The following is a 22,926-nucleotide window of genomic DNA, read 5'->3' on the forward strand; positions in this document are numbered from 1 at the left end:
GGAGGATGGCCCGTGGCTACAGACAAGATGCTCAAGTTCGTAACGATTGATCGCGACATGCCCACCAAGCGTGACGCGGAAGATCGTCGTCAGGACTTCAACGAGATTTATGCCGAGTTCGCCGCCGCCAAGGCCGAAGAACAATCGAGCCGTTGCAGCCAGTGCGGCGTTCCGTACTGCCAGTCGCACTGCCCGCTGCATAACAACATTCCCGACTGGCTGCGCATGACCGCGACCGGCCGTCTGGACGAAGCTTATGCGATCAGCCAAGCGACCAACTCCTTCCCGGAGATCTGTGGCCGCATCTGCCCGCAGGACCGTCTGTGCGAAGGCAACTGCGTCATCGAACAGTCCGGCCACGGCACTGTCACCATCGGATCGGTCGAAAAGTACATCACCGACACCGCTTGGGAAAAAGGTTGGGTCAAGCCGATTACCCCGATTTCGGAGCGCACCGAGTCCGTTGGCATCATCGGTGCCGGTCCGGCCGGTATGGCTGCTGCCGACATGCTCCGCCAAGCTGGCGTTCAGGTCACGATCTATGACCGTTACGACCGCGCAGGCGGCCTGCTGACCTACGGTATTCCCGGCTTCAAGCTGGAGAAAGACGTTGTCATGCGCCGTGCCGACCTGCTGAAAGACAGCGGTGTCGAATACGTCATGAACTGCAACGTCGGTGAGGACATCTCCTTCGAAGACATCCGCGCCAAGCACGACGCTGTTCTGATTGCGACCGGTGTTTGCAAGTCGCGCGACCTGCCGGGCTCGGACGCCAAGGGCATCGTAAAGGCGCTGGACTATCTAACCGCGTCGAACCGCAAGAACTTCGGTGATGATGTTCCGGCATACGACTCGGGCGAACTGAACGCCGAAGGCAAGAACGTCGTCGTCATCGGCGGTGGTGATACCGCGATGGACTGCGTTCGTACCGCGATCCGTCAGGGTGCGAAGTCGGTGAAGTGCCTCTATCGCCGCGACCGTGCAAACATGCCGGGCTCGCAGCGTGAAACCCAGAACGCCGAGGAGGAAGGCGTCGAATTCGTGTGGCTGACCGCTCCGAAGGGTTTCCAAGGCGACACCGTCACCGGCGTCGAAGTGCAGAAAATGCGCCTCGGCCAGCCGGACGCATCGGGCCGCCGTTCGCCGGAAGTTATCGAAGGCGCCGACTATGTCGAACCCGCTGACCTCGTCGTCAAAGCACTCGGTTTCGAGCCGGAAGACCTGCCGAAACTCTGGGGCACCGACGGTCTGGAAGTGACCCGCTGGGGCACCGTAAAGGCAGAGTTCGGCACCGGTCAGACCAGCCTCGATGGCGTATACGCTGCCGGTGACATCGTTCGCGGTGCTTCGCTGGTTGTTTGGGGTATCCGTGACGGCCGCGAGGCCGCTCAGGCGATCCTGCGCCAGTTCAACGACGCTGCCAGCGTCGCTGCCGAGTAAGGTACGGACATGCAGGACCTGCGCTCCATCATGGTAGGCCTGTCGGTGGCTTTCGCTGCCGGCTGGGCCATGCCTGCCGGTGCGCAAGGTCTGTCCATGCCCGATGGTTGCGAAGTCTACGCGACGGTCCAGAACCGCGATTGCACGGTGATGCAGCTTTATACCTGCGAAGCCGATCCGGACGGATACCAGCAATCGATGACTTTTGGGCCCGATGGCCTTGAGTTCGTCAGCGTGATCGACAGCGAAGCGCAGTGGATCCGCAGCTTCAGCCCGTTTTCGGGTGCGATCGACGAACTCGACAGTGACAACGCCGATCCGGCGTCGTTCACCGAACTGCTGGAAACGGGTGAAGATACCTACGATTTCACCCAGACCTCGCCGCAGCTCGGCACGCGCCGCTACACCGGTGTGGACCAGCTGACGGGCCGCAAGGTGACGATCGACGGCGTCGAGCTTGAAGAGACCGCGTACCGGATGCGCACCTACGATGCGGAAGGCAACGAAGTCTACCGCGCCGAAGGACATGAATTCATCAGCCGTGACTGGCGCCGTTTCTTTGCCGGAACAGGCACGCTCACGACACCGCAAGATACATTCGACGAAGACGGCCGACCGGCGAATTTCGCCTTCCCCGGAGAAGCCGGCTTCATGTCAACGAATCCCGAATATGGCTGCGGCGCGATCCTTTCGCGCGCCTCGGTGCATCGGAACTAAAGGAGACGCCTCATGACCACTTATGACGAAAATTGGGTCGCCGCCGAAGAGGCCAAGCGCAAATGGATGGCTGAGAACAGCCTCTACCGCACCGACGATGAACACTCGTCCTGCGGCGTAGGTCTCGTGGTTGCTATCGACGGTAAGCCGTCGCGCAGCGTTGTCGACAAGGGCATCACCGCGCTCAAGGCTATCTGGCACCGCGGTGCTGTTGATGCCGACGGCAAGACCGGTGACGGCGCAGGTATCCACGTCCAGATTCCGGCGAACTTCTTCTACGACCAGATCCGTCGCACCGGCCACGAGCCCGAGATCGACAAGCGTATCGCTGTCGGTCAGGTCTTCCTGCCGCGTACCGATTTCGGTGCGCAGGAACGCTGCCGTACCATCGTGGAGTCCGAAGTGCTCCGCATGGGTCACTACATCTACGGCTGGCGCCACGTTCCGGTGAACACCGAGTGTCTCGGTGAAAAGGCGAACGCGACCCGTCCGGAAATCGAACAGATCCTGATCCGCTGCGAAAAGGATATCACGGAAGAAGAGTTCGAGCGTGAACTCTACATCATCCGTCGTCGCATCGAGAAAGCTGCTGCCGACGCGCAGATCAACAGCCTCTATGTCTGTTCGCTGTCGACCCGTTCGCTGATCTACAAGGGCATGATGCTCGCAGAGCAGGTTTCGGTGTTCTATCCGGACCTCGAAGACCCGCGTTTTGAATCGGCCTTCGCGATCTATCACCAGCGTTACTCGACCAACACCTTCCCCGAATGGAAGCTGGCCCAACCGTTCCGCATGCTTGCCCACAACGGCGAGATCAACACGCTGAAGGGCAACGTCAACTGGATGAAGAGCCACGAGATCCGCATGGCCTCGGGCGCATTCGGTGAACTGGCCGAAGACATCAAGCCGATCATCCCGAACGGCACCTCGGACTCGGGCGCTCTGGACGCCGTGTTCGAAGTTCTCGTCCGTGCGGGCCGCAACGCCCCGATGGCGAAAACCATGCTCGTTCCCGAAGCATGGTCGAAGCAGGCTGTCGAAATGCCGACTGCTTGGCAGGACATGTATGCCTACTGCAACGCCGTGATGGAGCCGTGGGACGGCCCTGCTGCGCTCGCCATGACCGATGGTCGTTGGGTTTGCGGTGGTCTCGACCGTAACGGTCTGCGTCCGATGCGCTACGTCGTCACTGGCGACGGTATGCTGATCGCTGGTTCTGAAGTCGGCATGGTTCCGACCGACGAAGCGACCGCAAAGGAAAAAGGCGCGCTTGGCCCGGGTCAGATGATTGCCGTCGATATGAAAGAGGGCAAGCTCTACCACGACACGGAAATCAAGGACACGCTGGCTGCCAGCCAGTCCTTCGGTGACTGGATCGAAAAGATCGTCGATCTCCATGACTTCATGGGCGACATTCAGGAAAAGGCGACCTTCTCGGGCGCGGAACTGCGCAAGCGTCAGGTCGCTGCTGGCTACTCGCTCGAAGAGCTGGAGCAGGTTCTCGCCACCATGGCAGAGGACGGCAAGGAACTCGTGGCCTCAATGGGCGACGACACCCCGTCGGCTGTTCTGTCCAAGATGTACCGCCCGCTGTCGCACTTCTTCCGTCAGAACTTCAGCCAGGTGACCAACCCGCCGATCGACTCACTGCGTGAAACCCGCGTGATGTCGCTTAAGACGCGTTTCGGTAACCTCAAGAACGTGCTCGACGAAGACAGCTCGCAGACCGAGATCCTCGTTCTGGAAAGCCCCTTCGTTGCCAACGGCGAATTCGCCCGCATGGTCGAACAGTTCGGTGAAAGCGTTGCGATCATCGATTGTACCTTCCCTGTAGGTGCAGGTCAGGAAGCACTTCGCGAAGGTCTGGAGCGTATCCGTTCTGAAGCCGAAGACGCTGTGCGTTCGGGCGCTGGTCACATCGTACTGACTGACGAACACCAGAACGACGGCAAAGTGCCGATGCCGATGATCCTCGCGACTTCGGCTGTCCACTCGTGGCTGACCCGCAAGGGCCTGCGTACGTTCTGCTCGCTGAACGTCCGTTCGGCAGAGTGTGTCGATCCGCACTACTTCGCCGTTCTCATTGGTTGTGGCGCGACGACCGTGAACGCTTACCTCGCTCAGGACAGCCTTGCTGACCGTATCGAGCGCGGCCTGCTGGACGTTTCGCTCACCGACGCGATGCGCAAGTACCGCGAAGCTGTCGATGGTGGTCTACTCAAGATCATGTCGAAGATGGGTATCTCGGTTCTGTCGTCCTACCGTGGCGGTCTGAACTTCGAAGCTGTCGGTCTGTCGCGTGCAATGTGTGCCGAATACTTCCCGGGTATGCACAGCCGTATTTCGGGCATCGGTCTGCACGGTATCCAGCGCAAGCTGGAAGAAGTCCACGCACACGGCTGGCGCTCTGCTGCTGCAAACGTCCTGCCGGTCGGCGGGTTCTACAAGTCGCGCCGTTCGGGCGAGAAGCACGCATGGGAAGCACAGACCATGCACATGCTTCAGGCCGCGTGTGACCGTTCGTCCTACGAACTGTGGAAGCAGTACTCGTCGTCGATGCAGTCGAACCCGCCGATCCACCTGCGTGACCTGCTGGCCATCAAGCCGATGGGCAAGGCGATCCCGATCGAAGAAGTTGAATCGATCACCGCGATCCGCAAGCGCTTCGTCACGCCTGGTATGTCGCTCGGTGCTCTGTCGCCGGAAGCCCACAAGCTGCTGAACGTTGCGATGAACCGCATCGGCGCGAAGTCGGACTCGGGTGAAGGTGGTGAAGATCCGGCACACTTCGTTCCGGAACCGAACGGCGACAACCCGTCGGCCAAGATCAAGCAGGTTGCTTCGGGTCGTTTCGGTGTCACCGCCGAATACCTGAACCACTGTGAAGAGCTTGAAATCAAGGTCGCGCAGGGTGCGAAGCCGGGTGAAGGTGGACAGCTGCCGGGTATGAAGGTTACCGACCTGATTGCGCGTCTGCGTCACTCGACCAAGGGCGTGACCCTGATTTCGCCGCCGCCGCACCACGACATCTACTCGATCGAAGACCTTGCTCAGCTGATCTACGACCTCAAGCAGATCAACCCGACCGTAAAGGTCACGGTGAAGCTGGTTGCTTCGTCGGGCGTCGGTACGATTGCTGCCGGTGTTGCCAAGGCCGAAGCCGATACGATCCTTATCTCGGGCCACAACGGTGGTACGGGCGCGTCGCCTGCGACGTCGGTGAAGTATGCCGGTCTGCCGTGGGAAATGGGTCTGACCGAAGCGCACCAGGTTCTCGCTATGAACAACCTGCGTGAGCGCGTCACCCTGCGTACCGACGGTGGTCTGCGTACCGGCCGCGATATCGTCATGGCTGCGATGATGGGTGCCGAAGAATACGGCATCGGTACCGCTGCTCTGATCGCGATGGGCTGTATCATGGTGCGTCAGTGTCAGTCGAACACCTGTCCGGTGGGCGTCTGTACCCAGAACCCTGAGCTGCGCGCCAAGTTCACCGGCACCGCAGACAAGGTCGTGAACCTCATCACGTTCTACGCCACCGAAGTGCGCGAAATCCTCGCGTCGATCGGTGCCCGTAGCCTTGATGAAGTGATCGGTCGCGCCGACCTGCTGACGCAGGTTTCGCGTGGTTCGGCTCACCTCGATGACCTCGATCTCAACCCGCTGCTCATCACTGTCGATGGCGCGAACAAGATCGTCTACGACCGTAACAAGCCGCGCAACGAAGTGCCGGACACGCTGGACGCCGAAATCGTCAAGGACGCAGCACGCTTCCTCAACGATGGTGAGAAGATGCAGCTGGAATACGCTGTTCAGAACACCCTGCGTACCATCGGTACCCGCACGTCGAGCTATATCGTCAAGAACTTCGGTATGCGTAACAACCTCCAGCCCGACCACCTGACGGTCAAGCTGAAGGGCTCCGCAGGTCAGTCGCTGGGTGCATTCGGGGCGCCGGGTCTGAAGATCGAAGTTTCGGGCGATGCCAACGACTACGTGGGCAAGGGTCTGTCGGGTGCAACCGTTGTGGTTCGTCCGCCGATGAACTCGCCGCTGGTTGCGTCCGAGAACACCATCATCGGTAACACCGTCCTTTACGGTGCGACCGACGGTTACCTCTTCGCGGCTGGCCGCGCTGGCGAGCGTTTCGCGGTCCGTAACTCGGGCGCGAAGGTTGTTGTCGAAGGCTGTGGCTCGAACGGTTGTGAATACATGACCGGCGGTGTTGCCGTGATCCTCGGTTCGATCGGTGCCAACTTCGGTGCTGGTATGACCGGCGGGATGGCGTACCTGTACGATCCCGAAGGCGAGAGCGCCGCGTTGATCAACATGGACACGCTCGTTTCGTGCCCTGTCAGCGTCGATCATTGGGAAGAGCAACTGAAGTCGCTCGTCGAGCGTCACGCTCTGGAAACCGGTAGCGTCAAAGCCGCTGAGATCCTCCAGCACTGGGATCTGGAAAAGGCCAACTTCGTTCAGGTCTGCCCGAAGGAGATGCTCGCGCGTCTTCCGCACCCGCTGACCATTGAAGAGGCTGCTATTCCGGCTGAATAAGCGGGCCTAGAGAATCAGAAAACGCCGGTGGGAAACCTCCGGCGTTTTTTATTGCGCAAAAGGCGCTCAATACGCAGTCAAACTGTTGCGGGTGTGCAACGAAAATTGTGTCCTCTGCGCAGCGAACCGCGATTTGCTGTTACATTGCTATGGCTAATGACGGGCACCGGCCTGAGACTGAACTCAGGTAGAAGTCCTAATTTGGTAGTGAGCACGATGTCTCCGTTTGTCGAAAAGACCGAACGCCCGACACCAGTACCCGCAAATGCCAGGGTCGTGGTGACTTTCCAGCTTGGCGGTAGCCAACTATATCTGTGGGCATGCCGAAACGCTCAAAAACCGAAGACCCCGATGACATCATCGAACCAGTCGCACAGCCCGCTACGGCTCGTCTCCGTAAACGGGTGAGGCGTCTGCTGCTGCGCGGCGGCGCGGTGGCTATCCTGTTCGTTTTCTTTGTCATTCTGGTCGGTCGGTTCCTTAATCCGTGGACCACGCTCTATATCCTGTCCGAAGCGAAACGCCTCGGTGGTGTGGACTATGAATTCGTGTCGATGGAAGACATCGCGCCGGTGATGGCGCGTTCTGCTGTCGCTGCCGAGGACGCGAATTTCTGTCTCCATTGGGGGCTGGACCTCGATGCGATCCGATCTGCGATGAACTCTGGTGGCAATCGTGGCGGCTCTACTATTTCGCAGCAGGTGGTGAAGAACCTTTACCTCTGGCCCGAGCGCACATGGTCGCGCAAAGCGCTAGAGGCCGTCCTGACCCCAGCGGTGGAGCTTGTCTGGCCCAAAGAGCGTATCCTTGAGGTCTATTTGAACATCGCCGAGTTTGACGAGGGGGTCTTTGGCGTCCAGGCGGCCGCACAAAGTTACTTTGGCGTCGATGCTGCCAACCTCACCGCTGTGCAGGCGTCACGGCTCGCCACGGTGCTGCCTGCGCCCAAATCGCGCGATGCGGCGAACCTGTCCGAAAGCTTCCGGTCACGCGCTGCCAGCATCCGCGACGGCGCTGCTACGATCGACCGCGATGGCCGCGCCGCTTGCTTCCAAGCCAACGACGACTAGTTCAGCACAATGCACCGTGACTGGCGGGGACTTGCACAAAATGCGCCGTTCAGTCACAGAAGACGAAGCTGCACCGGGACCCAAAATGAACGTTCTTTACCATTATCCGCTGTCTCCGTTTTCTCGCAAAGTCCGCCTTTGCCTTGGTGAAAAGCGGATCGAGGTAAAGCTGGTCGAGGAGCGCTATTGGGAAAAAGACGCAGAGCTGATGCGTCGCAATCCCGCTGGAAAAGTCCCGATTCTCAAGCTCGAAAGCAAAGTGCTGACCGAAAGCACGGCGATCTGCGAGTACCTCGAGGACGCCTATCCGCAGCCCCCGCTGATGCCGCGCTCGGCTGACGACAAGTACGAAGTCCGCCGTCTGATCAGTTGGTTCGATGACAAGTTCTATCACGAGGTCACAACGAAGCTCGTCGGCGAGCGGGTGTTCCGCAAAGTGATGGGTACGGGTTATCCCGACAGCTCCAACGTCAAAGCAGGTGCGAAGGCGATCAAGTATCACCTCGACTACATGGCGTGGCTGCTCGAAAAGCGCCGCTGGCTTGCTGGTAACTCGATGACGCTGGCCGACTTCGCCGCCGCTTCGCATCTGTCGTGCCTCGACTACATCTCGGATGTGGACTGGAACCGTTCGGAAGTCGTGAAGGACTGGTACGCGAAGATCAAATCGCGCCCCGCATTCCGCTCGATTCTCGCCGACCAGATCCCCGGATTCCCCGTCCCGCCGCAGTATGCCAACCTCGATTTCTAAGGATACGGTGCGGGCCTTCGCGCTCGACGCCGGCTTTAGCGACATCGGTTTTTGCAGGCCGACAGATGTTCCCCAGATTGCAGAGCGGCTGGATCAGTTCGTCGCCGAGGGCCGTCACGGGCAGATGAACTGGATGGCCGAACGGATGCACTGGCGGGGAAATCCCACGGCCCTCTGGCCCGAGGCGAAATCCGTCATCATGCTGGCAGAGCTCTATACGCCAGAGCACGATCCGATGGCGGTGATCGGTAAGCCGGACCGCGCTGCGATCAGCGTTTATGCCCAGAACCGCGACTACCACGACGTTGTCAAAAAGCGGCTGAAGAAGGTTGGACGCTGGCTTTTGGATCAGCAGAAAGGCGAAGAGATTAAAGTCTTCGTCGATACCGCGCCCGTCATGGAAAAGCCGCTCGCGCAGGCGGCAGGGCTGGGATGGCAGGGCAAACATACCAATGTATTGTCGCGGAACCTCGGCAGTTGGTTCTTCCTTGGCGCGATCTTCACGACTTTAGAATTCGCCCCCGATGGAGCCGAAGTGTCCCACTGCGGATCGTGCCGCGCTTGTCTCGATGCTTGCCCGACAAACGCGTTTCCCGCTCCCTACCAGATCGACGCGCGCCGCTGCATTTCCTATCTGACGATCGAGCATGACGGGCCGGTTGATCCCGAACTGCGCGCCAAGATGGGCAATCGGATTTACGGCTGCGACGACTGCCTCGCTGCATGCCCGTGGAACAAGTTCGCCGTCGAATCGAGCGAGATCAAATACGCAGCCCGTGAGGACCTGCTCGAGCCGCCACTCGCAGAGCTTGCGATCCTCGATGATGCAGCTTTCCGCTCACGGTTTTCTGGCAGCCCAATCAAACGGATCGGGCGGAACAGGTTCGTGCGCAACGTGCTGTACGCAATCGGAAATTCTGGCGACTTGTCGCTTGCCAATACGGCCCGCGGCCTGACCGACGACGCCGATCCAGTTGTTGCAGAGGCCGCCCGCTGGGCTTGGGATCGCTTGAACGACGCCAATGTGCTATGATTGACCTCCGCAGGAGGAGGAAATCATGCAAAAACATATTACCGACCAGCCTCGTCACCGCACCTATGTATCGCGCGCCAAGGCTTTCTTGACGTTTGAGCGTCAGTCCACCCGCCACCCGTCTTATACCGCGCTGCATCGCCAGCCGAAAGTCGCCGGATCGGGGACAAAGGCGCGTCAGTTCGCGCGTATCGAACGGGGGATATTGGCTTAGAACTGATGTGAGGCCGACTCCAAGAACAGATGGAGTGAAATCGGATCAAGCGGTTTGGTGAGCACCTCTATACCGTGCTTCGAACATTCCGCTTGAACCGCTGCCGTCCTGTTCGCCGTGATCAAACGGGCAGGGACCTCGCCAAGCATGTCGCGCAATCGGTTGATAACGTCCGTGCCCTTCTCGCCGCCATCGAGTTTGTAGTCGACCAGCATCGCGTCAGGCGCGAGGTCGATTTCCTGAAGGAGCTGGATTGCTTCGTCGCCCGAGTTAACGTCAATCACCTGCACGTTCCACTTTTCCAACAGCAAAGTCAGTGCCTTACGCATATCGAGGTCATTTTCGACCAGCAGCGTAACCAACCCGTCATGGCGCCATGACGAATGGGTCACGGGGCCTTCGGGTGCGATTTCTTCTGCCATTTCAAATGACAACGGGACCGTCACACGGAAAACGGTGCCTTTGCCGGATTCGGATTCGACAGTCAAAGGATGGCGCAGCAACCCGCAAGCGCGGTCGACAATGGCGAGGCCAAGGCCCAGCCCCTCGGACGCAGATGACCGCGCATCAAGGCGGTGGAACTCGCGGAAAATGATCTCCTGATCCTCGGGCGCAATGCCCGCGCCGGTGTCCCAAACTTCGAGCCTCACGGACCGGCGCATGCGCCGGACGCCGACTAGCACCTTGCCAGTGTCAGTGTAGCGGATCGCATTCGATATCAGGTTTTGCAGAATGCGCCGCAGGTAAGTGGCGTCGGAGCGGACGACCAGATTGACCGGCAGAACCCGCAGATCGAGACCTTTTTGCCGCGCAATTGGTTCGAATTCATCGCGAAGCTGTTTGAGCAGTGCACCAAGGTCGATTTGCCGGACGTCGACTGCCGCGCGGCCTGCTTCGAGCTTCGAAATATCAAGCAGCGCCGCGATCATGTCCTGGACCGAAAACAAAGCGTTCTGCGCTTTGCCGATGACTTCCTTCTGGCGCGGCGACTCGCATTCTTCGGTGAGTGACGACAGGTAGAGCGTCGCGGCAGAGAGTGGCTGAAGTAGGTCGTGCGACGCCGCCGCAACAAAGCGCGAGCGGCTGGCAATTGCGCGTTCGGCCACGGCGAGGGCGTCCTCAAGCTCCAGCGTGCGCTCGGTCACACGCTGTTCGAGGTGCTCGTTCACCTGCCGCAGCTGGCGGGCGAAATCACGCTCGGAGGTCACATCGGTGATCGACACCACGAACCCGCGGTCGGGCATTTCCTGCGCGAACATGTCGAACCAGCGGGTTTCGCCGCGTTGGAATTCGATACGCAGGGGCGGGCGCTTCTCGGTGGACTGAACCCAGTCTTCAATCAGGACATTCGGCTCTGAATTCAGCGGGGTAATGTCGTTCTGGATGAGCTTCAGAATCGACACGAAATCGAGGCCAACGCGCATCTGGGTCAGCGGAATCGACAGCATGTGGGCGAGGCGCTGGTTGAAGCCGACCAAACGACGCTCGCTGTCAAAAATGCCGACGCCTTGATTGATGTGTTCAAGCGTCGCGCGGATCAGCTTTGCCTGATCGTCCATCAGGCGGCCACGCTCCATCCGTTCGAGGCGGATGATGTCCGAGATATCGGTTTGCATGATGACGGTCTGACCGTCTTTCATGCGATGTTCGGATACCTGCACCCAGCGGTCCCAGATAAGGCTGACGTTGAACATCACATGTTCTTCGCCATGCCGAAGCATCCGCTGACGGGCCCAATCCGCTGAAGATGTGCCGTCGGGCAGATGCAGATAGCGGCTTTTGCTGATGAGTTTGACGTAGGCTTCGAAACTCAGGCCCGGTTCGAGGTCACCCCGAATGTCGGGCATGTGCATCCCGAAGCGCGAGTTGCAGAGGACCAGAATGCCATCGGAATCAAAGAGGCCGAAGCCTTCCTGAATGGTTTCGATCGCGCTGGCGAGGTCAGAGCGGGCCTTCTCCGTCTCTATATTGGCTGTCGCGAGACGCGCGTTGGACTCGTTCAGCAGGTCGAGAGCGTGTTCGAGGTCACGTGTACGTTCGCGCACCTGTTCTTCCAGCAGAACGGCACGCTGGAACTGCGTATAGGCGACGTTCTGATCGCCGTTAATTTGCTCGATCCTGCGCATCAACGACGCGCAAATTTTCAAAAGCTTCTCGCGTTGTTTTTCAGGCGGGTCGAGCGGGTTGAGCAGGGAGTCGGAGATCATCGTCATTCGCCGTCCGGCGCAAAAATCGCCACCCCTGTCATGGTCTGGTTCACGTGCAATCCGTTGATCTGCTCACCGTAGGTCGAGAACCCGACGACGCGGTGGCGGGACAGAATGGACGAAAGATCACCCAGGATCTGGCGCTGCTGCGCTTCGACACGGCGGAGCATACAGTCGCAGCCGAAGATCGCCTCGGCTTTGCGCCCGCCGGTGACACGTTGAAGTTCGCGTTCAAGGTGATGCGCCATATCCTCGGGCCGTGCGAGGGTCAGCACGAGGCCCTCGTCGATGGCCGAAAAGAACACGAGGTCGCCGTTCTCCAGCACCTGCTGGATCGAGCGGACATGGTGGCTGGCGCCAAGCCGCACCACGACGGGATGGGCAGCGAAGGTGAACGATGAAAGGTCTTCGAACTCCTTGCCGAGCAGCCGCGCATATTCCTTGGCCGCTGGTTCGGCGTTGATCTCGTGCACGATGCGGCGCTCCGGATCGGCTGACGTCACGACCATGCGCACTTCGCTCGGCATCAGGTGGTCGAGGCTGAAGACCTTCACGGGACAGACCGTGCGAACGAAGCACAACACCGCGGCGTGTTGATGCGTCTCGCCGTTCAGGGCGACCAGCGTTTCCTGAAACTCGTTGTTGTCACCCGCAGAGCCGCCAAACAGCGGAACAGGCCCCAAACCGTTGGCAATCGTCGCGGCGACTTCGTCTTCACGCACTGACAGGCCGTCGATCGCGAGGAACGCGAACTCGTGTGGCCATTGGCTTGCAGATGCGGTGAGGCTTGTGCGGGACCGGATCATCTGGCTGATGAGGTCTTGCTGGTCGAAGTTATCGAGGTCGGGGATCAGCAGCGGCTCGACGCTGAAATGACTAACCGGAAAGCCGATGGCGACGATGGTCCCTTCGGCGTAGCCGTCACGGCTGATCTCGCCCGCAGTCGTGCAGCCGATTGTTTGCGCGTTACCGAATATCTTTGCCGCATCGTTCATCCACTGCTGGAAATCAGGAGCGATGCTGGCAAGGATGACGACAAGCGAGAACGGACCGTCTCCCAAACCTCCGGCAAGCCCCCTGATCGGATCGGGGTGAGCGCAGTCGATTTGGGCACTCTTCACGATGCCGTCCAGATGGCTCGCTGCGTGTTGCAGCGAGAGCGTACGTGCCTGCATCTGCATGTCTCCTCCTGAACAAGCGCGGCCCCACGCGGTGGGTTATGGGGATCGTAGAGCCCTCATGACATGTCCCGCAAGACAGAAGCAAAACTGGCTTCCTGCGCGAGCAGCACGGCTTGGGTCCGGCTTTGGACGCCGAGCTTGCGCATGATGGCGGTGACGTGCGCTTTTACGGTCGTTTCCGCAATGGAAAGGTCGAACGCGATCTGCTTGTTCAGTTTGCCGTCGCAGATGAGCTGCAAAATGTTCGCCTGCTGGCGAGTGAGCTTCGACAGGCGTGCGATGGCCTCTTCTTGATCGGTGACCGGGCGGTTCGGATCGGTGTCGAGCGGTACACCTTCGGGCACATAGGTGCCGCCGTTTTGAATCTGGTCAAAGGCAGAGCGGAAAATTTCGCGCTGGCTATGCTTGGGCACGAAACCGGTCGCGCCCGCGCGCATGGCGGAGCTGATCATGCGGTGGTCGGCCATCGAGGACACGACAACGATCGGCGTCGTGTCGGCAGCCGTGCGCATACGGATCAGACCATCAAGGCCGTTCACGTCAGGCAGATTGAGGTCGAGCACGATCACATCGGGTTTCGCCCCGTCACGGATCTGCTGCAGCGCGCCTTCGAGGTTTTCGGCAGTCGTGACCTCGTTGATCTGGGTCACAGTGCGCAGAGTCATCGACAAAGCATCGCAGAAGAGCGGATGGTCATCGACGATCATCGCCTTGGTGAATGCGTTGGTTTTCAGACTTGTGGCGACGTCCTGCATACACTGTACCCCGAATTGGAATGAACCTTACTGTATCAGCCTCATGTGAGCGCAACCACGGCACAAAGGTCGGATGAAAGCGGGCGGATTACAGCAGGGTAGGTCCATTAGGTTGAACGATCCCAGCCTCGAGTCAATCGAAAGTGTTTGGCAAAGGCGGCGCGGCTGGCGCAGGTTTGTATAAACCTTTGGTCTAATATTCAGGTCTCTGACCTTAGGCTTAGCTTGGTTTCAGGAAAGAGGAGGAGGGATACGTGGAACTAGCCGATTCCCGCGTCATAAACGCGAGTCCCGAAATTGTCTGGGCTGCGTTGCTCGATCCGGAGGTGCTCAAAGCCTGCATTCCGGGTTGTCAGGAAATGGAAGGCTCGGTCGAAGACGGCTTTACCGCTGTCGTCGTCCAGAAGATCGGACCGGTCAAAGCGACGTTCAAAGGCAACGTCCAGCTGACCGATATCGTTGAAGGTCAAAGCTGTAAAATCGTCGGCGAAGGCAAAGGCGGCCCCGCCGGTTTCGCCAAAGGCGGCGCGGTTGTCACGCTGGCCGCCGATGATGGTGGTACGCTGCTGACCTATGACGTCGATGCCAAGATGGGCGGTAAGATCGCACAGCTCGGCAGCCGCATTATCGACGGCGTGGCCCGCAAGCTCGCCGATGAATTTTTCCAGAAGTTCCAGAACGTTGTCGAAGGCCCCGAGGAGGACGAGGTCGCCGCTGACGCATCGGAAGAAGAAGTCGTGAAAAAGGGTTTTCTCTCGCGATTTCGCAAGAGCTGAGCCTGCATATAGGAAGGAGGACCTATGACAAAAGCTACGATCACGGTGAACGGCAAGCCCGTCACCGCTGAGATCGAAGGGCGCACGCTGCTCGTCGATTTCTTGCGCGAAAAAGCCCACAAGACCGGCACCCACGTTGGCTGCGACACCTCGCAGTGCGGCGCGTGCGTGGTTCATGTGAACGGTGTTGCAGTCAAATCCTGTACGATGTTCGCCGCAGAGGCTGACGGTGCGGAGGTGACCACCATCGAAGGCATAGCCGGTGCTGACGGTTCGCTCTCGGCCATTCAGGCCGCGTTCCAGGAACACCACGGTCTTCAGTGCGGTTTCTGCACGCCGGGCATGATTATGTCCGCATCCGCGCTGCTGAAAGAAAACCCCAAGCCGACCGAAGCGGAAATCCGGCATTACCTTGAGGGTAATATCTGCCGCTGCACCGGCTACCACAACATCGTCAAAGCGATCATGGCCGCCAGCGGTCAGGATGTGACGAGCATCGCCGCCGAATAATCAAGTGTCCGGCGGAGAGGAGCCGCCTGTCACACGCAACGATTTTCCAGGGAGGACAAGATGCCAAAGGATCATGGTATCGGCGCTAGCAGCAAGCGGCGCGAAGACGTCCGGTTTCTGACCGGCACCGGTCGTTATACCGACGACATCAATCTACAGGGCCAGGCTTACGTCCATTTCGTCCGTTCGGACGTGGCACACGGCACCATTAATTCCATCGATACATCCGAAGCCGAAAACATGCCGGGCGTTGTCCGCATTTTCACCGGCGCGGACTTCGAGGCCGTTGGCAGCATTCCGTGCGGATGGCAGGTGACAGACCGTTTTGGTGAAGCCATGCAGGAACCGGCTCACCCCGTTCTCGCGCAGGGCAAGGTGCGCCACGTCGGCGACCCGATCGCCGCTGTTGTGGCCGAGACCAAAGAGCAGGCCCGTGATGCTGCCGAAGCCATCATGGTGGACATCGACGAACTGCCGGCCGTCGTGAACATGAAAGAGGCGCTGGCCGAAGGTGCGCCGAAGGTGCACGACGATCTGAAGTCGAACCTCTGCTACGACTGGGGCTTCGTCGAGGATAACAAGGCTGCCGTCGACGAGGCGATCAAGAACGCCGCCCACGTCACCACGCTGGAGCTGGTCAACAACCGTCTGGTCGCAAACCCGATGGAGCCGCGCGTTGCCGTGGGTGACTATGGTTTCGCCAACGACGAGTCGACGCTCTACACCACTTCGCAGAACCCGCACGTCATCCGCCTGCTGATGGGTGCTTTCGTTCTGAATATCCCGGAGCACAAGCTGCGCGTCGTCGCGCCTGACGTCGGCGGTGGTTTCGGTACCAAGATCTTCCACTACGCCGAAGAAGCTTTCGTAACGTTCGCGTCGCGCGCGCTGCGCCGTCCGGTCAAATGGACCTCGACCCGTTCCGAAGCGTTCATGTCGGACGCTCATGGCCGCGACCACGTGACCAAGATCGAACTGGCGCTCGATGCGGACAACAACTTCACCGCAGTCCGCACGGAAACCTACGCGAACATGGGCGCTTACCTGTCCACCTTCGCACCTTCGGTTCCGACGTGGCTGCACGGCACGTTGATGGCGGGTAACTACAAGACCCCGCTGATCTACGTGAACGTCAAAGCCGTGTTCACCAACACGGTACCGGTCGACGCTTACCGCGGTGCAGGCCGTCCGGAAGCGACCTTCCAGCTGGAGCGTGTGATCGACAAAGCCGCCCGCGAACTGGGCGTCGATCCGATTGCACTGCGTCGTCAGAACTTCATCTCGGAGTTCCCTTACGCGACTCCGGTCGCTGTCGAGTATGACACCGGCGACTACACCGCGACGATGGACAAGCTCGAAGAGATCATGGACCTCTCCGGCTTCGAAGCGCGCCGCAAAGAGTCCGAGGCGAAGGGCAAATGGCGCGGTCTCGGCGTGAACTGCTACATCGAGGCTTGCGGTATCGCGCCGTCGAATCTCGTGGGTCAGCTCGGCGCTCGCGCCGGTCTTTATGACGCCGCAACCGTCCGTGTGAACGCGACCGGTTCGATCAGCGTCATGGTCGGTGCGCACAGCCACGGTCAGGGCCACGAGACGACCTTCCCGCAGGTCATCGCAGAGATGATCGGCATCGACGAAAGCCAAGTGGACATCGTTCACGGTGACACGTCGAAGATCCCGTTCGGCATGGGCACCTACGGGTCCCGCTCGCTGGCGGTCTGCGGCTCGGCCATGGTCCGCGCGGCAGAGAAGGTTATCAACAAGGCAAAGAAGATCGCCGCCCACCTGCTCGAAGCATCCGAAGCGGATATCGAGCTGAAGGACGGTAAGTTCAGCGTGGCCGGTACGGACAAGGAATGCGCATGGGGTGACGTTACCCTCGCGGCTTACGTTCCGCACAACTACCCGCTCGAAGACATCGAGCCGGGTCTGGAAGAAACCGCGTTCTACGATCCGGCCAACTTCACCTACCCGTCGGGCGCCTATGCCTGCGAAGTCGAAGTGGATCCGGACACCGGCAAGGTGACCATCGCCAAGTTCGCGGCAGCCGACGACTTCGGCAACGTTGTGAACCCGATGATTGTCGAAGGCCAAGTCCACGGCGGTATCGCTCAGGGCATTGGTCAGGCCATGCTGGAAGGTGCGGTCTATGATGCCGAAGGCCAGCTGCTTTCGGCATCCTACATGGACTACGCGATGCCGCGTGCGGATGATCTGCCGTTCTACATCGTGGACCATTCCTGCGCGACGCCCTGTACCCACAACCCGCTGGGTGTGAAGGGCTGCGGTGAAGCCGGTGCGATCGGTTCTCCGCCTGCCGTGGTGAACGCCGTCATCGACGCGCTTGCCTCAGGTGGCAAGAACGTGCCCCATATCGACATGCCACTGACGCCTCACCGCGTCTGGAAAGCCATGAACGCCTGAGAGGAGGACGACACATGTACGCATTCGACGTAACCCGTCCGAAGACCGTCGACGAAGCCGTTGCGGCGCTGTCCCAAGAGGACGCACAGGCGCTGGGCGGTGGGCAGACCCTGATCCCGACGCTTAAGCAGCGCCTTGCTGCGCCGTCGGCTCTGGTCAGCCTTGCCGGCATCGAGGATATGAAAGGCGTCTGTCAGGACGGCGACACCCTCGTCATCGGCGGCGGCACCACGCATGGGACCGTTGCTTCCGAGGGTGGGGCCTATCCGGCGCTCGCTGCTTTGGCTTCGAACATCGGCGACCCTGCTGTTCGCAACCGCGGCACCATCGGCGGTTCGCTTGCCAACAACGACCCGTCGGCTTGCTACCCGTCGGCGGCGCTGGCCTCGAACGCCACGATCGTGACCAACTCGCGCGAGATCGCGGCAGATGACTACTTCCAGGGTCTGTTCACCACAGCGCTCGACGAAGGCGAAATCATCACTTCCGTCCGTTTCCCGATCCCGCAGGCCGCGAACTATCAGAAGTTCGTCCAGCCCGCGTCCCGCTTTGCTCTGGTCGGCGTTTTCGTCGCTAAGCACGCGGACGGGGTGCGCGTTGCAGTAACCGGCGCGTCCGAAGACGGCGTGTTCCGTTGGTCGGACGCTGAGGACGCCCTTTCGGGCAACTTCTCGCCGGACGCAGTGGACGGCCTGACCGCATCGGCGGACGGTCTGATGACTGACCTGCACGGCGACGCGGAATACCGCGCCCACCTGATCAAGGTTCTGACCAAGCGCGCTGTCGCCGCTTGCCAGTAAAATAGCCGGTCGGGCCGCCCATCGGCCCGACCACCATCATGCAGGGGCGGTTGTGCGCTTTCTGTTGTAGCTCCGGCTGAGGCTTTGACCTAAGCAACCTGTGAAAGCAGGTTTCCATGCAGCCATTACAAGCCATCCTATTCAAACTCGGCGCTGTTGCGGTCTTTGTGACCATGCAGGCGCTTATCAAATCGACCTCCAGCCATATTCCGGCAGGTGAGGCGGTATTCTTTCGATCCTTCTTTGCGCTGCCGATCATCATCGGCTGGCTCGCCATGCGGAAAGAGCTGTCGACCGGTTTCAAGACCGAGAGCGTCATGAACCATTTCTGGCGCGGGATCATCGGCACAACCGCGATGGGGCTCGGCTTTGCCGCGCTCCGCTATCTGCCGCTGCCCGAGGTGACGGCGGTAGGCTACGCCACCCCGATCTTCATCGTTATTTTCGCTGCCATGTTCCTGAACGAGCAGGTGCGCCTGTTCCGCTTTGCCTCTGTCGCCGTGGGCCTCATCGGGGTCATGGTCGTCATGGCTCCGCGCCTATCGGTCGGTGAGGAAGGCATGGCAACTGGCCACGCGCTGGGCGCGATGCTGGCGCTGACCAGTGCGGTCTGCGCGGCGCTAGCGCAGGTTTTCATCCGCAAGATGACGAAGACCGAAACCACGTCGTCCATCGTGTTCTGGTTCTCGATCACCGCGACTCTGCTGTCGCTCGTCACGATCTACTGGGGGTGGTCGATGCCGACGCCTACCGAATGGTTCGTGCTCGTCACGGCCGGCCTTCTTGGCGGTGTGGGGCAGATCCTGCTGACGAGCAGCTATCGCCTCGGTGACGCGTCGCTGGTGGCGCCGTTCGACTACGCGTCGATGATCTTCTCGGTTGGAATCGGGTTCTTCTTCTTTGCCGAAGTGCCGTTGCCGTCGACGCTTGCCGGTGCGGGCATCGTCATCGCGGCGGGCATCGTCATTATCCTGCGTGAACGTCAGCTTGGCCTAGAACGCACGAAGGGCCGCAAGGCCGTATCGCCGGGCGGCAAATAAAAAGGGCGCCACTAGGGCGCCCTCATCAAACCTATCCGCTTTGACTTACTTGCGAACGAGCGCTTCGTAGTCTTCGGCGATACTGCGGGTGATGTCGCCCACGGTGAAGGTGTAATCGCCGATCTGACCGACCGGAGTCACCTCGGCCGCAGTACCGGTGAGCCAGCACTGTTCGAAATCAGCGAGCTCTTCGAGCTGGATGCGGCGTTCGTGGACGGTAATGCCCTTGTCCTTCAGCATCTGGATGACGGTCTGGCGGGTGATGCCGTTCAGGATCGCATCCGGGATCGGGGTGTGAACTTCACCGTCCTTGACGAAGAAGATGTTCGCGCCGGTCGCCTCGGCGACGTAGCCACGGTAATCGAGGAACAGCGCGTCCGAGCAGCCTTTGGCTTCGGCAGCGTGCTTCGACATGGTGCAGATCATGTAAAGACCGGCGGCTTTCGCTGCGGTCGGGATGGTTTCGGGCGACGGACGCTTCCACTTTGCGATGTCGAGCTTCGCACCCTTCATCTTGGCGTCGCCGTAGTAGGCGCCCCAAGTCCACGCAGCGACAGCCATGCGAACCGGATTCTTTGCCGAAGCAACGCCCATGTCCTCACCCGCGCCGCGCCATGCGACAACGCGCACGTAAGCGTCGGTCAGGCCGTTGGCATCGAGCACGGCCTTCTTCGCGGCTTCGATTTCTTCGACCGAGTAGGGGATCGGCATGTCGAGAAGTTCGCCCGACTTCAGCAGACGCTCGGAGTGCTCTACGCTCTTGAAAATCTTGCCGTTATAGGCGCGCTCGCCCTCGAAAACGGAGCTTGCGTAATGGAGTGCGTGGGTCAGGATGTGGACGTTCGCATCACGCCATTCGACGAGCTTGCCGTCCATCCAGATTTTGCCGTCACGATCGTCGTAACCCGCCATGATATTCCCCTTCCGGTACAGAATGTTTCGCGTAACCGGCCCTGTAGGTCTTTTTGTTGCGCAAATTCCGGAATTCGCTAGCAGTCTGGGGTTGGAGTGTCAACAAGGCTGACTTATCCTGCGATGAACCATTGGGGATGCAAAAATGAACGAAACGCCAAGCAGCCAGTCTCTCCTTTTCCTGACGGACGAACAACTCCGCAAAGGGATCGAGGCGATGTTCTTTGCATATCGGGGGTTTACTGCTGATCCGGACCGCATTCTGCAGGAGAAAGGATATGGCCGCGCGCATCACCGCGCCGTCCACTTCATCCACCGCAGCCCCGGAACGACGGTGAATAATCTCCTTTCAATTCTTGGTGTTACAAAACAGTCCCTCAATCGTGTGTTGCGCACTTTGATCGAGGACGGTCTAGTCGAGAGCAGGGTAGGGCCTGAAGACAAACGCGAACGACATCTGTATCTGACCGAAACGGGGTCGGTGCTCGAGCGCGAATTGACCGAGGCCCAACGGGACCGCATGCGTATGGCATACAAGGCCGCAGGACCCTCCGCAGTGGCGGGGTTCCGGCAGGTTCTGGAGGCCATGATGGACGAAGATATCAGGCGCCAATACGAAGCGCTAAGGGACAAGACTACATGAGTGCTGACGACGCTCACCTTCTGATCGTAGATGATGACGAGCGTATCCGCTCGCTTTTACAGAAATTCCTGATCCGTAACGGCTATCTTGTCAGTACCGCGCGGGACGCTGCGCACGCGCGCCGTCTGCTGGCCGGATTGGATTTCGACCTGATCGTTCTCGACGTGATGATGCCCGACGAAGATGGGATGACGCTGTGCCGCGAGTTGCGCCAACGCATCTCGACGCCGATCATGCTGTTGACTGCGAAGGGTGAGACCTCTGATCGTATCGCGGGGCTTGAGGCTGGTGCGGACGATTACCTCGCTAAACCGTTCGAACCCAAGGAACTGCTGTTGCGGATCAACGCGATCCTGCGCCGTGTTCCGCAGGTTCAGGTGAAGCCGACATTGCCGAAATCTCTGATGCTTGGCCCGTTTCGTTACGACGTGGAGCGAGGCGAGTTGTGGAATGGTGAGGATCTCATCCGTCTGACCGCGACCGAAAGCCAATTGATGCGGATTTTCTCGACCAGTCCGGGCGAGGCACTGACCCGCTCGCAGTTGGTCGAAGAGCTGAGCCGTTCCGGCCAGCAAACGCAGGAACGCGCCGTGGACGTGCAGATTACGCGCCTCCGCCGCAAGATCGAAACAGATCCTAAACAACCACGATATTTACAAACGGTACGTGGCTCCGGCTACATGCTTCAACCGGACTGATTATGACCACTGCACTTCTGACCCACCCCGATTGCCTCGAACATGTGACGCCATCGGGCCATCCCGAGCAGGTCGCCCGTCTGACCTATGTGCTCGACGCGCTGAAGGATATCGACCTCAAGCAGTACAAGGCGCCGCTCGCGGCCGAGGACGATTTGTTGCGCTGCCATCCGCAGGGATACATCGACGAAATCCGCGCGAAAGAGCCGACCGTCGGTTTCCAGCAGCTCGATGAGGACACGCATATGTCCTTCGGGTCGGTGAATGCGGCGTGGCGTGCGGCAGGTGGTGCAGTGAAGGCCGTCGATCTGGTGCTGGGCGATGAAGTGAAGAACGCATTCGTTGCGACCCGCCCGCCGGGTCACCACGCTTTGGCCGACGCGCCGATGGGGTTCTGCCTGTTCGGAAACGTCTCTATCGCAGCGAAACATGCGCTCGATTTTCACGGGCTGGACCGCGTGGCGATTGTAGATTTTGACGTTCACCACGGCAACGGCACCCAAGCGCTGTGTGAAAACGACCCGCGCATTCTGGTCGTCACTTCACAGCAGGTTCCGCTCTGGCCCGGATCGGGCGAGCCGTCGGATCGCGGGCAGGCTGGCAATATCGTCAACATCGCTTTCCCGCCGCAGGCATCTTCGGACCAGTTCCGCAAAGTCTATGAGGAGCAGGTGTTCCCGCAGCTTGAAGCCTTCAATCCGCAACTTCTGCTGATTTCCGCCGGATTCGATGCACATAAGGATGATCCACTGGCAGAACTGGCGTTCGAGACCGAAGACTATACATGGGTCACTGAACGACTTGTCGATGTGGCCGACAAATGCTGTCAGGGGCGCGTGGTATCTGTCCTCGAAGGGGGCTATAACCTCGACGCGCTGGCTGCCTCGGCTGCGGCGCATGTGAAGGTACTGGAGGAACGAGGTCGATGACCGAAAAGCCCGTTGAAGAGATGAGCTTCGAAGAAGCGATGAAGGAACTCGAAAACGTCGTGAACCGCCTCGAGCGCGGTGACGTGGCGCTTGAGGAGTCGATCACGCTTTACGAACGCGGTGCCAAGCTCAAAGCCCGTTGCGAAACCAAGCTGAAAGAAGCCGAAGAGAAGGTCGCCAAGATTACTCTGAACGCTGACGGAGCACCGACCGGAACGGCTCCGCTGGACGCCGGCTAATGGACTTCCAGTCCGCGCTGCTCCGCGCCCGTG

Annotated in this window: 20 protein-coding genes; 16 read left to right on the plus strand and 4 right to left on the minus strand. The window is 59.9% G+C overall.

The features are described from left to right. The first annotated feature begins 12 nt into the window (after positions 1–12). From IF204_RS14025 to IF204_RS14055, 7 genes are all read left to right on the plus strand, one after another. Positions 13–1,440 carry an NAD(P)-dependent oxidoreductase gene (locus IF204_RS14025; RefSeq protein WP_194097716.1) on the plus strand — a complete coding sequence of 476 codons (1,428 nt, stop codon included), beginning with the start codon at positions 13–15 and terminating at the stop codon, positions 1,438–1,440. Positions 1,441–1,449: 9 nt separating this feature from the next. Continuing rightward, the gene (locus IF204_RS14030) at positions 1,450–2,157 is read left to right on the plus strand and encodes a hypothetical protein (RefSeq protein WP_194097717.1); all 708 of its coding nucleotides are present in this window, start codon (positions 1,450–1,452) and stop codon (positions 2,155–2,157) included. A 12-nt stretch (positions 2,158–2,169) separates the two neighbouring features. Then, positions 2,170–6,711, plus strand: a complete 4,542-nt coding sequence (gltB, locus tag IF204_RS14035; protein ID WP_194097718.1) for a glutamate synthase large subunit — start codon at positions 2,170–2,172, stop codon at positions 6,709–6,711. A gap of 320 nt (positions 6,712–7,031) precedes the next feature. After that, entirely contained in the window at positions 7,032–7,781 is a 750-nt protein-coding gene (gene mtgA, locus IF204_RS14040) for a monofunctional biosynthetic peptidoglycan transglycosylase (protein ID WP_194097719.1), read from the plus strand. An 85-nt stretch (positions 7,782–7,866) separates the two neighbouring features. Next, entirely contained in the window at positions 7,867–8,532 is a 666-nt protein-coding gene (gene fzlA, locus IF204_RS14045) for an FtsZ-binding protein FzlA (protein WP_167636410.1), read from the plus strand. Further along, positions 8,513–9,565: a tRNA epoxyqueuosine(34) reductase QueG gene (gene queG / locus IF204_RS14050; protein ID WP_194097720.1), complete on the plus strand. Its 1,053-nt coding sequence runs from the start codon at positions 8,513–8,515 to the stop codon at positions 9,563–9,565. The genes fzlA and queG overlap by 20 nt, the downstream gene beginning before the upstream one ends. Before the next feature lie 25 nt (positions 9,566–9,590). After that, the gene (locus IF204_RS14055; RefSeq protein ID WP_194097721.1) at positions 9,591–9,779 is read left to right on the plus strand and encodes a hypothetical protein; all 189 of its coding nucleotides are present in this window, start codon (positions 9,591–9,593) and stop codon (positions 9,777–9,779) included. Here IF204_RS14055 and IF204_RS14060 read toward each other — a convergent pair. From IF204_RS14060 to IF204_RS14070, 3 genes are all read right to left on the minus strand, one after another. Beyond that, positions 9,776–11,983, minus strand: a complete 2,208-nt coding sequence (locus IF204_RS14060; protein ID WP_194098239.1) for a hybrid sensor histidine kinase/response regulator — start codon at positions 11,981–11,983, stop codon at positions 9,776–9,778. The genes IF204_RS14055 and IF204_RS14060 overlap by 4 nt on opposite strands. A gap of 5 nt (positions 11,984–11,988) precedes the next feature. Then, on the minus strand, positions 11,989–13,161 hold the full coding sequence (locus IF204_RS14065; protein WP_194097722.1) for an FIST N-terminal domain-containing protein: 1,173 nt from the start codon (positions 13,159–13,161) through the stop codon (positions 11,989–11,991). Positions 13,162–13,223: 62 nt separating this feature from the next. Then, positions 13,224–13,922 carry a response regulator transcription factor gene (locus tag IF204_RS14070; protein WP_194097723.1) on the minus strand — a complete coding sequence of 233 codons (699 nt, stop codon included), beginning with the start codon at positions 13,920–13,922 and terminating at the stop codon, positions 13,224–13,226. Between the two features lie 254 nt (positions 13,923–14,176). On the opposite strand from IF204_RS14070, the gene IF204_RS14075 reads away from it, so the two are divergent. The 5 genes from IF204_RS14075 (at position 14,177) to IF204_RS14095 (ending at position 19,472) form a co-directional block, all read left to right on the plus strand. Then, on the plus strand, positions 14,177–14,698 hold the full coding sequence (locus IF204_RS14075) for a CoxG family protein (protein ID WP_194097724.1): 522 nt from the start codon (positions 14,177–14,179) through the stop codon (positions 14,696–14,698). A 24-nt stretch (positions 14,699–14,722) separates the two neighbouring features. Continuing rightward, on the plus strand, positions 14,723–15,208 hold the full coding sequence (locus IF204_RS14080) for a (2Fe-2S)-binding protein (protein WP_194097725.1): 486 nt from the start codon (positions 14,723–14,725) through the stop codon (positions 15,206–15,208). Between the two features lie 60 nt (positions 15,209–15,268). Continuing rightward, positions 15,269–17,632 carry a xanthine dehydrogenase family protein molybdopterin-binding subunit gene (locus IF204_RS14085; RefSeq protein WP_194097726.1) on the plus strand — a complete coding sequence of 788 codons (2,364 nt, stop codon included), beginning with the start codon at positions 15,269–15,271 and terminating at the stop codon, positions 17,630–17,632. Positions 17,633–17,646: 14 nt separating this feature from the next. Further along, a complete protein-coding gene (locus IF204_RS14090; protein ID WP_194097727.1) occupies positions 17,647–18,432 on the plus strand; it encodes an FAD binding domain-containing protein in 786 nt (261 codons plus the stop codon). 116 nt (positions 18,433–18,548) lie between these two features. After that, positions 18,549–19,472: a DMT family transporter gene (locus IF204_RS14095; RefSeq protein ID WP_194097728.1), complete on the plus strand. Its 924-nt coding sequence runs from the start codon at positions 18,549–18,551 to the stop codon at positions 19,470–19,472. A gap of 45 nt (positions 19,473–19,517) precedes the next feature. Here IF204_RS14095 and IF204_RS14100 read toward each other — a convergent pair whose 3' ends face one another. Continuing rightward, complete coding sequence (locus IF204_RS14100) at positions 19,518–20,384, minus strand: branched-chain amino acid aminotransferase (RefSeq protein WP_194097729.1); 867 nt, start codon at positions 20,382–20,384, stop codon at positions 19,518–19,520. A gap of 145 nt (positions 20,385–20,529) precedes the next feature. Here IF204_RS14100 and IF204_RS14105 point away from each other — a divergent pair, with 145 nt between their 5' ends. From IF204_RS14105 to IF204_RS14120, 4 genes are read left to right on the plus strand one after another with little or no spacing between them, the layout of a single operon-like run. Next, a complete protein-coding gene (locus IF204_RS14105) occupies positions 20,530–21,027 on the plus strand; it encodes a MarR family winged helix-turn-helix transcriptional regulator (protein WP_194097730.1) in 498 nt (165 codons plus the stop codon). Beyond that, the gene (locus IF204_RS14110; protein ID WP_194097731.1) at positions 21,024–21,725 is read left to right on the plus strand and encodes a response regulator; all 702 of its coding nucleotides are present in this window, start codon (positions 21,024–21,026) and stop codon (positions 21,723–21,725) included. Before IF204_RS14105 ends, IF204_RS14110 begins: the two co-directional genes overlap by 4 nt. 2 nt (positions 21,726–21,727) lie before the next feature. Beyond that, positions 21,728–22,654, plus strand: a complete 927-nt coding sequence (locus IF204_RS14115; RefSeq protein ID WP_194097732.1) for a histone deacetylase family protein — start codon at positions 21,728–21,730, stop codon at positions 22,652–22,654. Then, a complete protein-coding gene (locus IF204_RS14120) occupies positions 22,651–22,893 on the plus strand; it encodes an exodeoxyribonuclease VII small subunit (protein WP_167636429.1) in 243 nt (80 codons plus the stop codon). The genes IF204_RS14115 and IF204_RS14120 overlap by 4 nt, the downstream gene beginning before the upstream one ends. Positions 22,894–22,926 lie beyond the last annotated feature (33 nt).

This window comes from Marivivens aquimaris, from assembly GCF_015220045.1.
GTDB lineage: Bacteria > Pseudomonadota > Alphaproteobacteria > Rhodobacterales > Rhodobacteraceae > Marivivens > Marivivens aquimaris.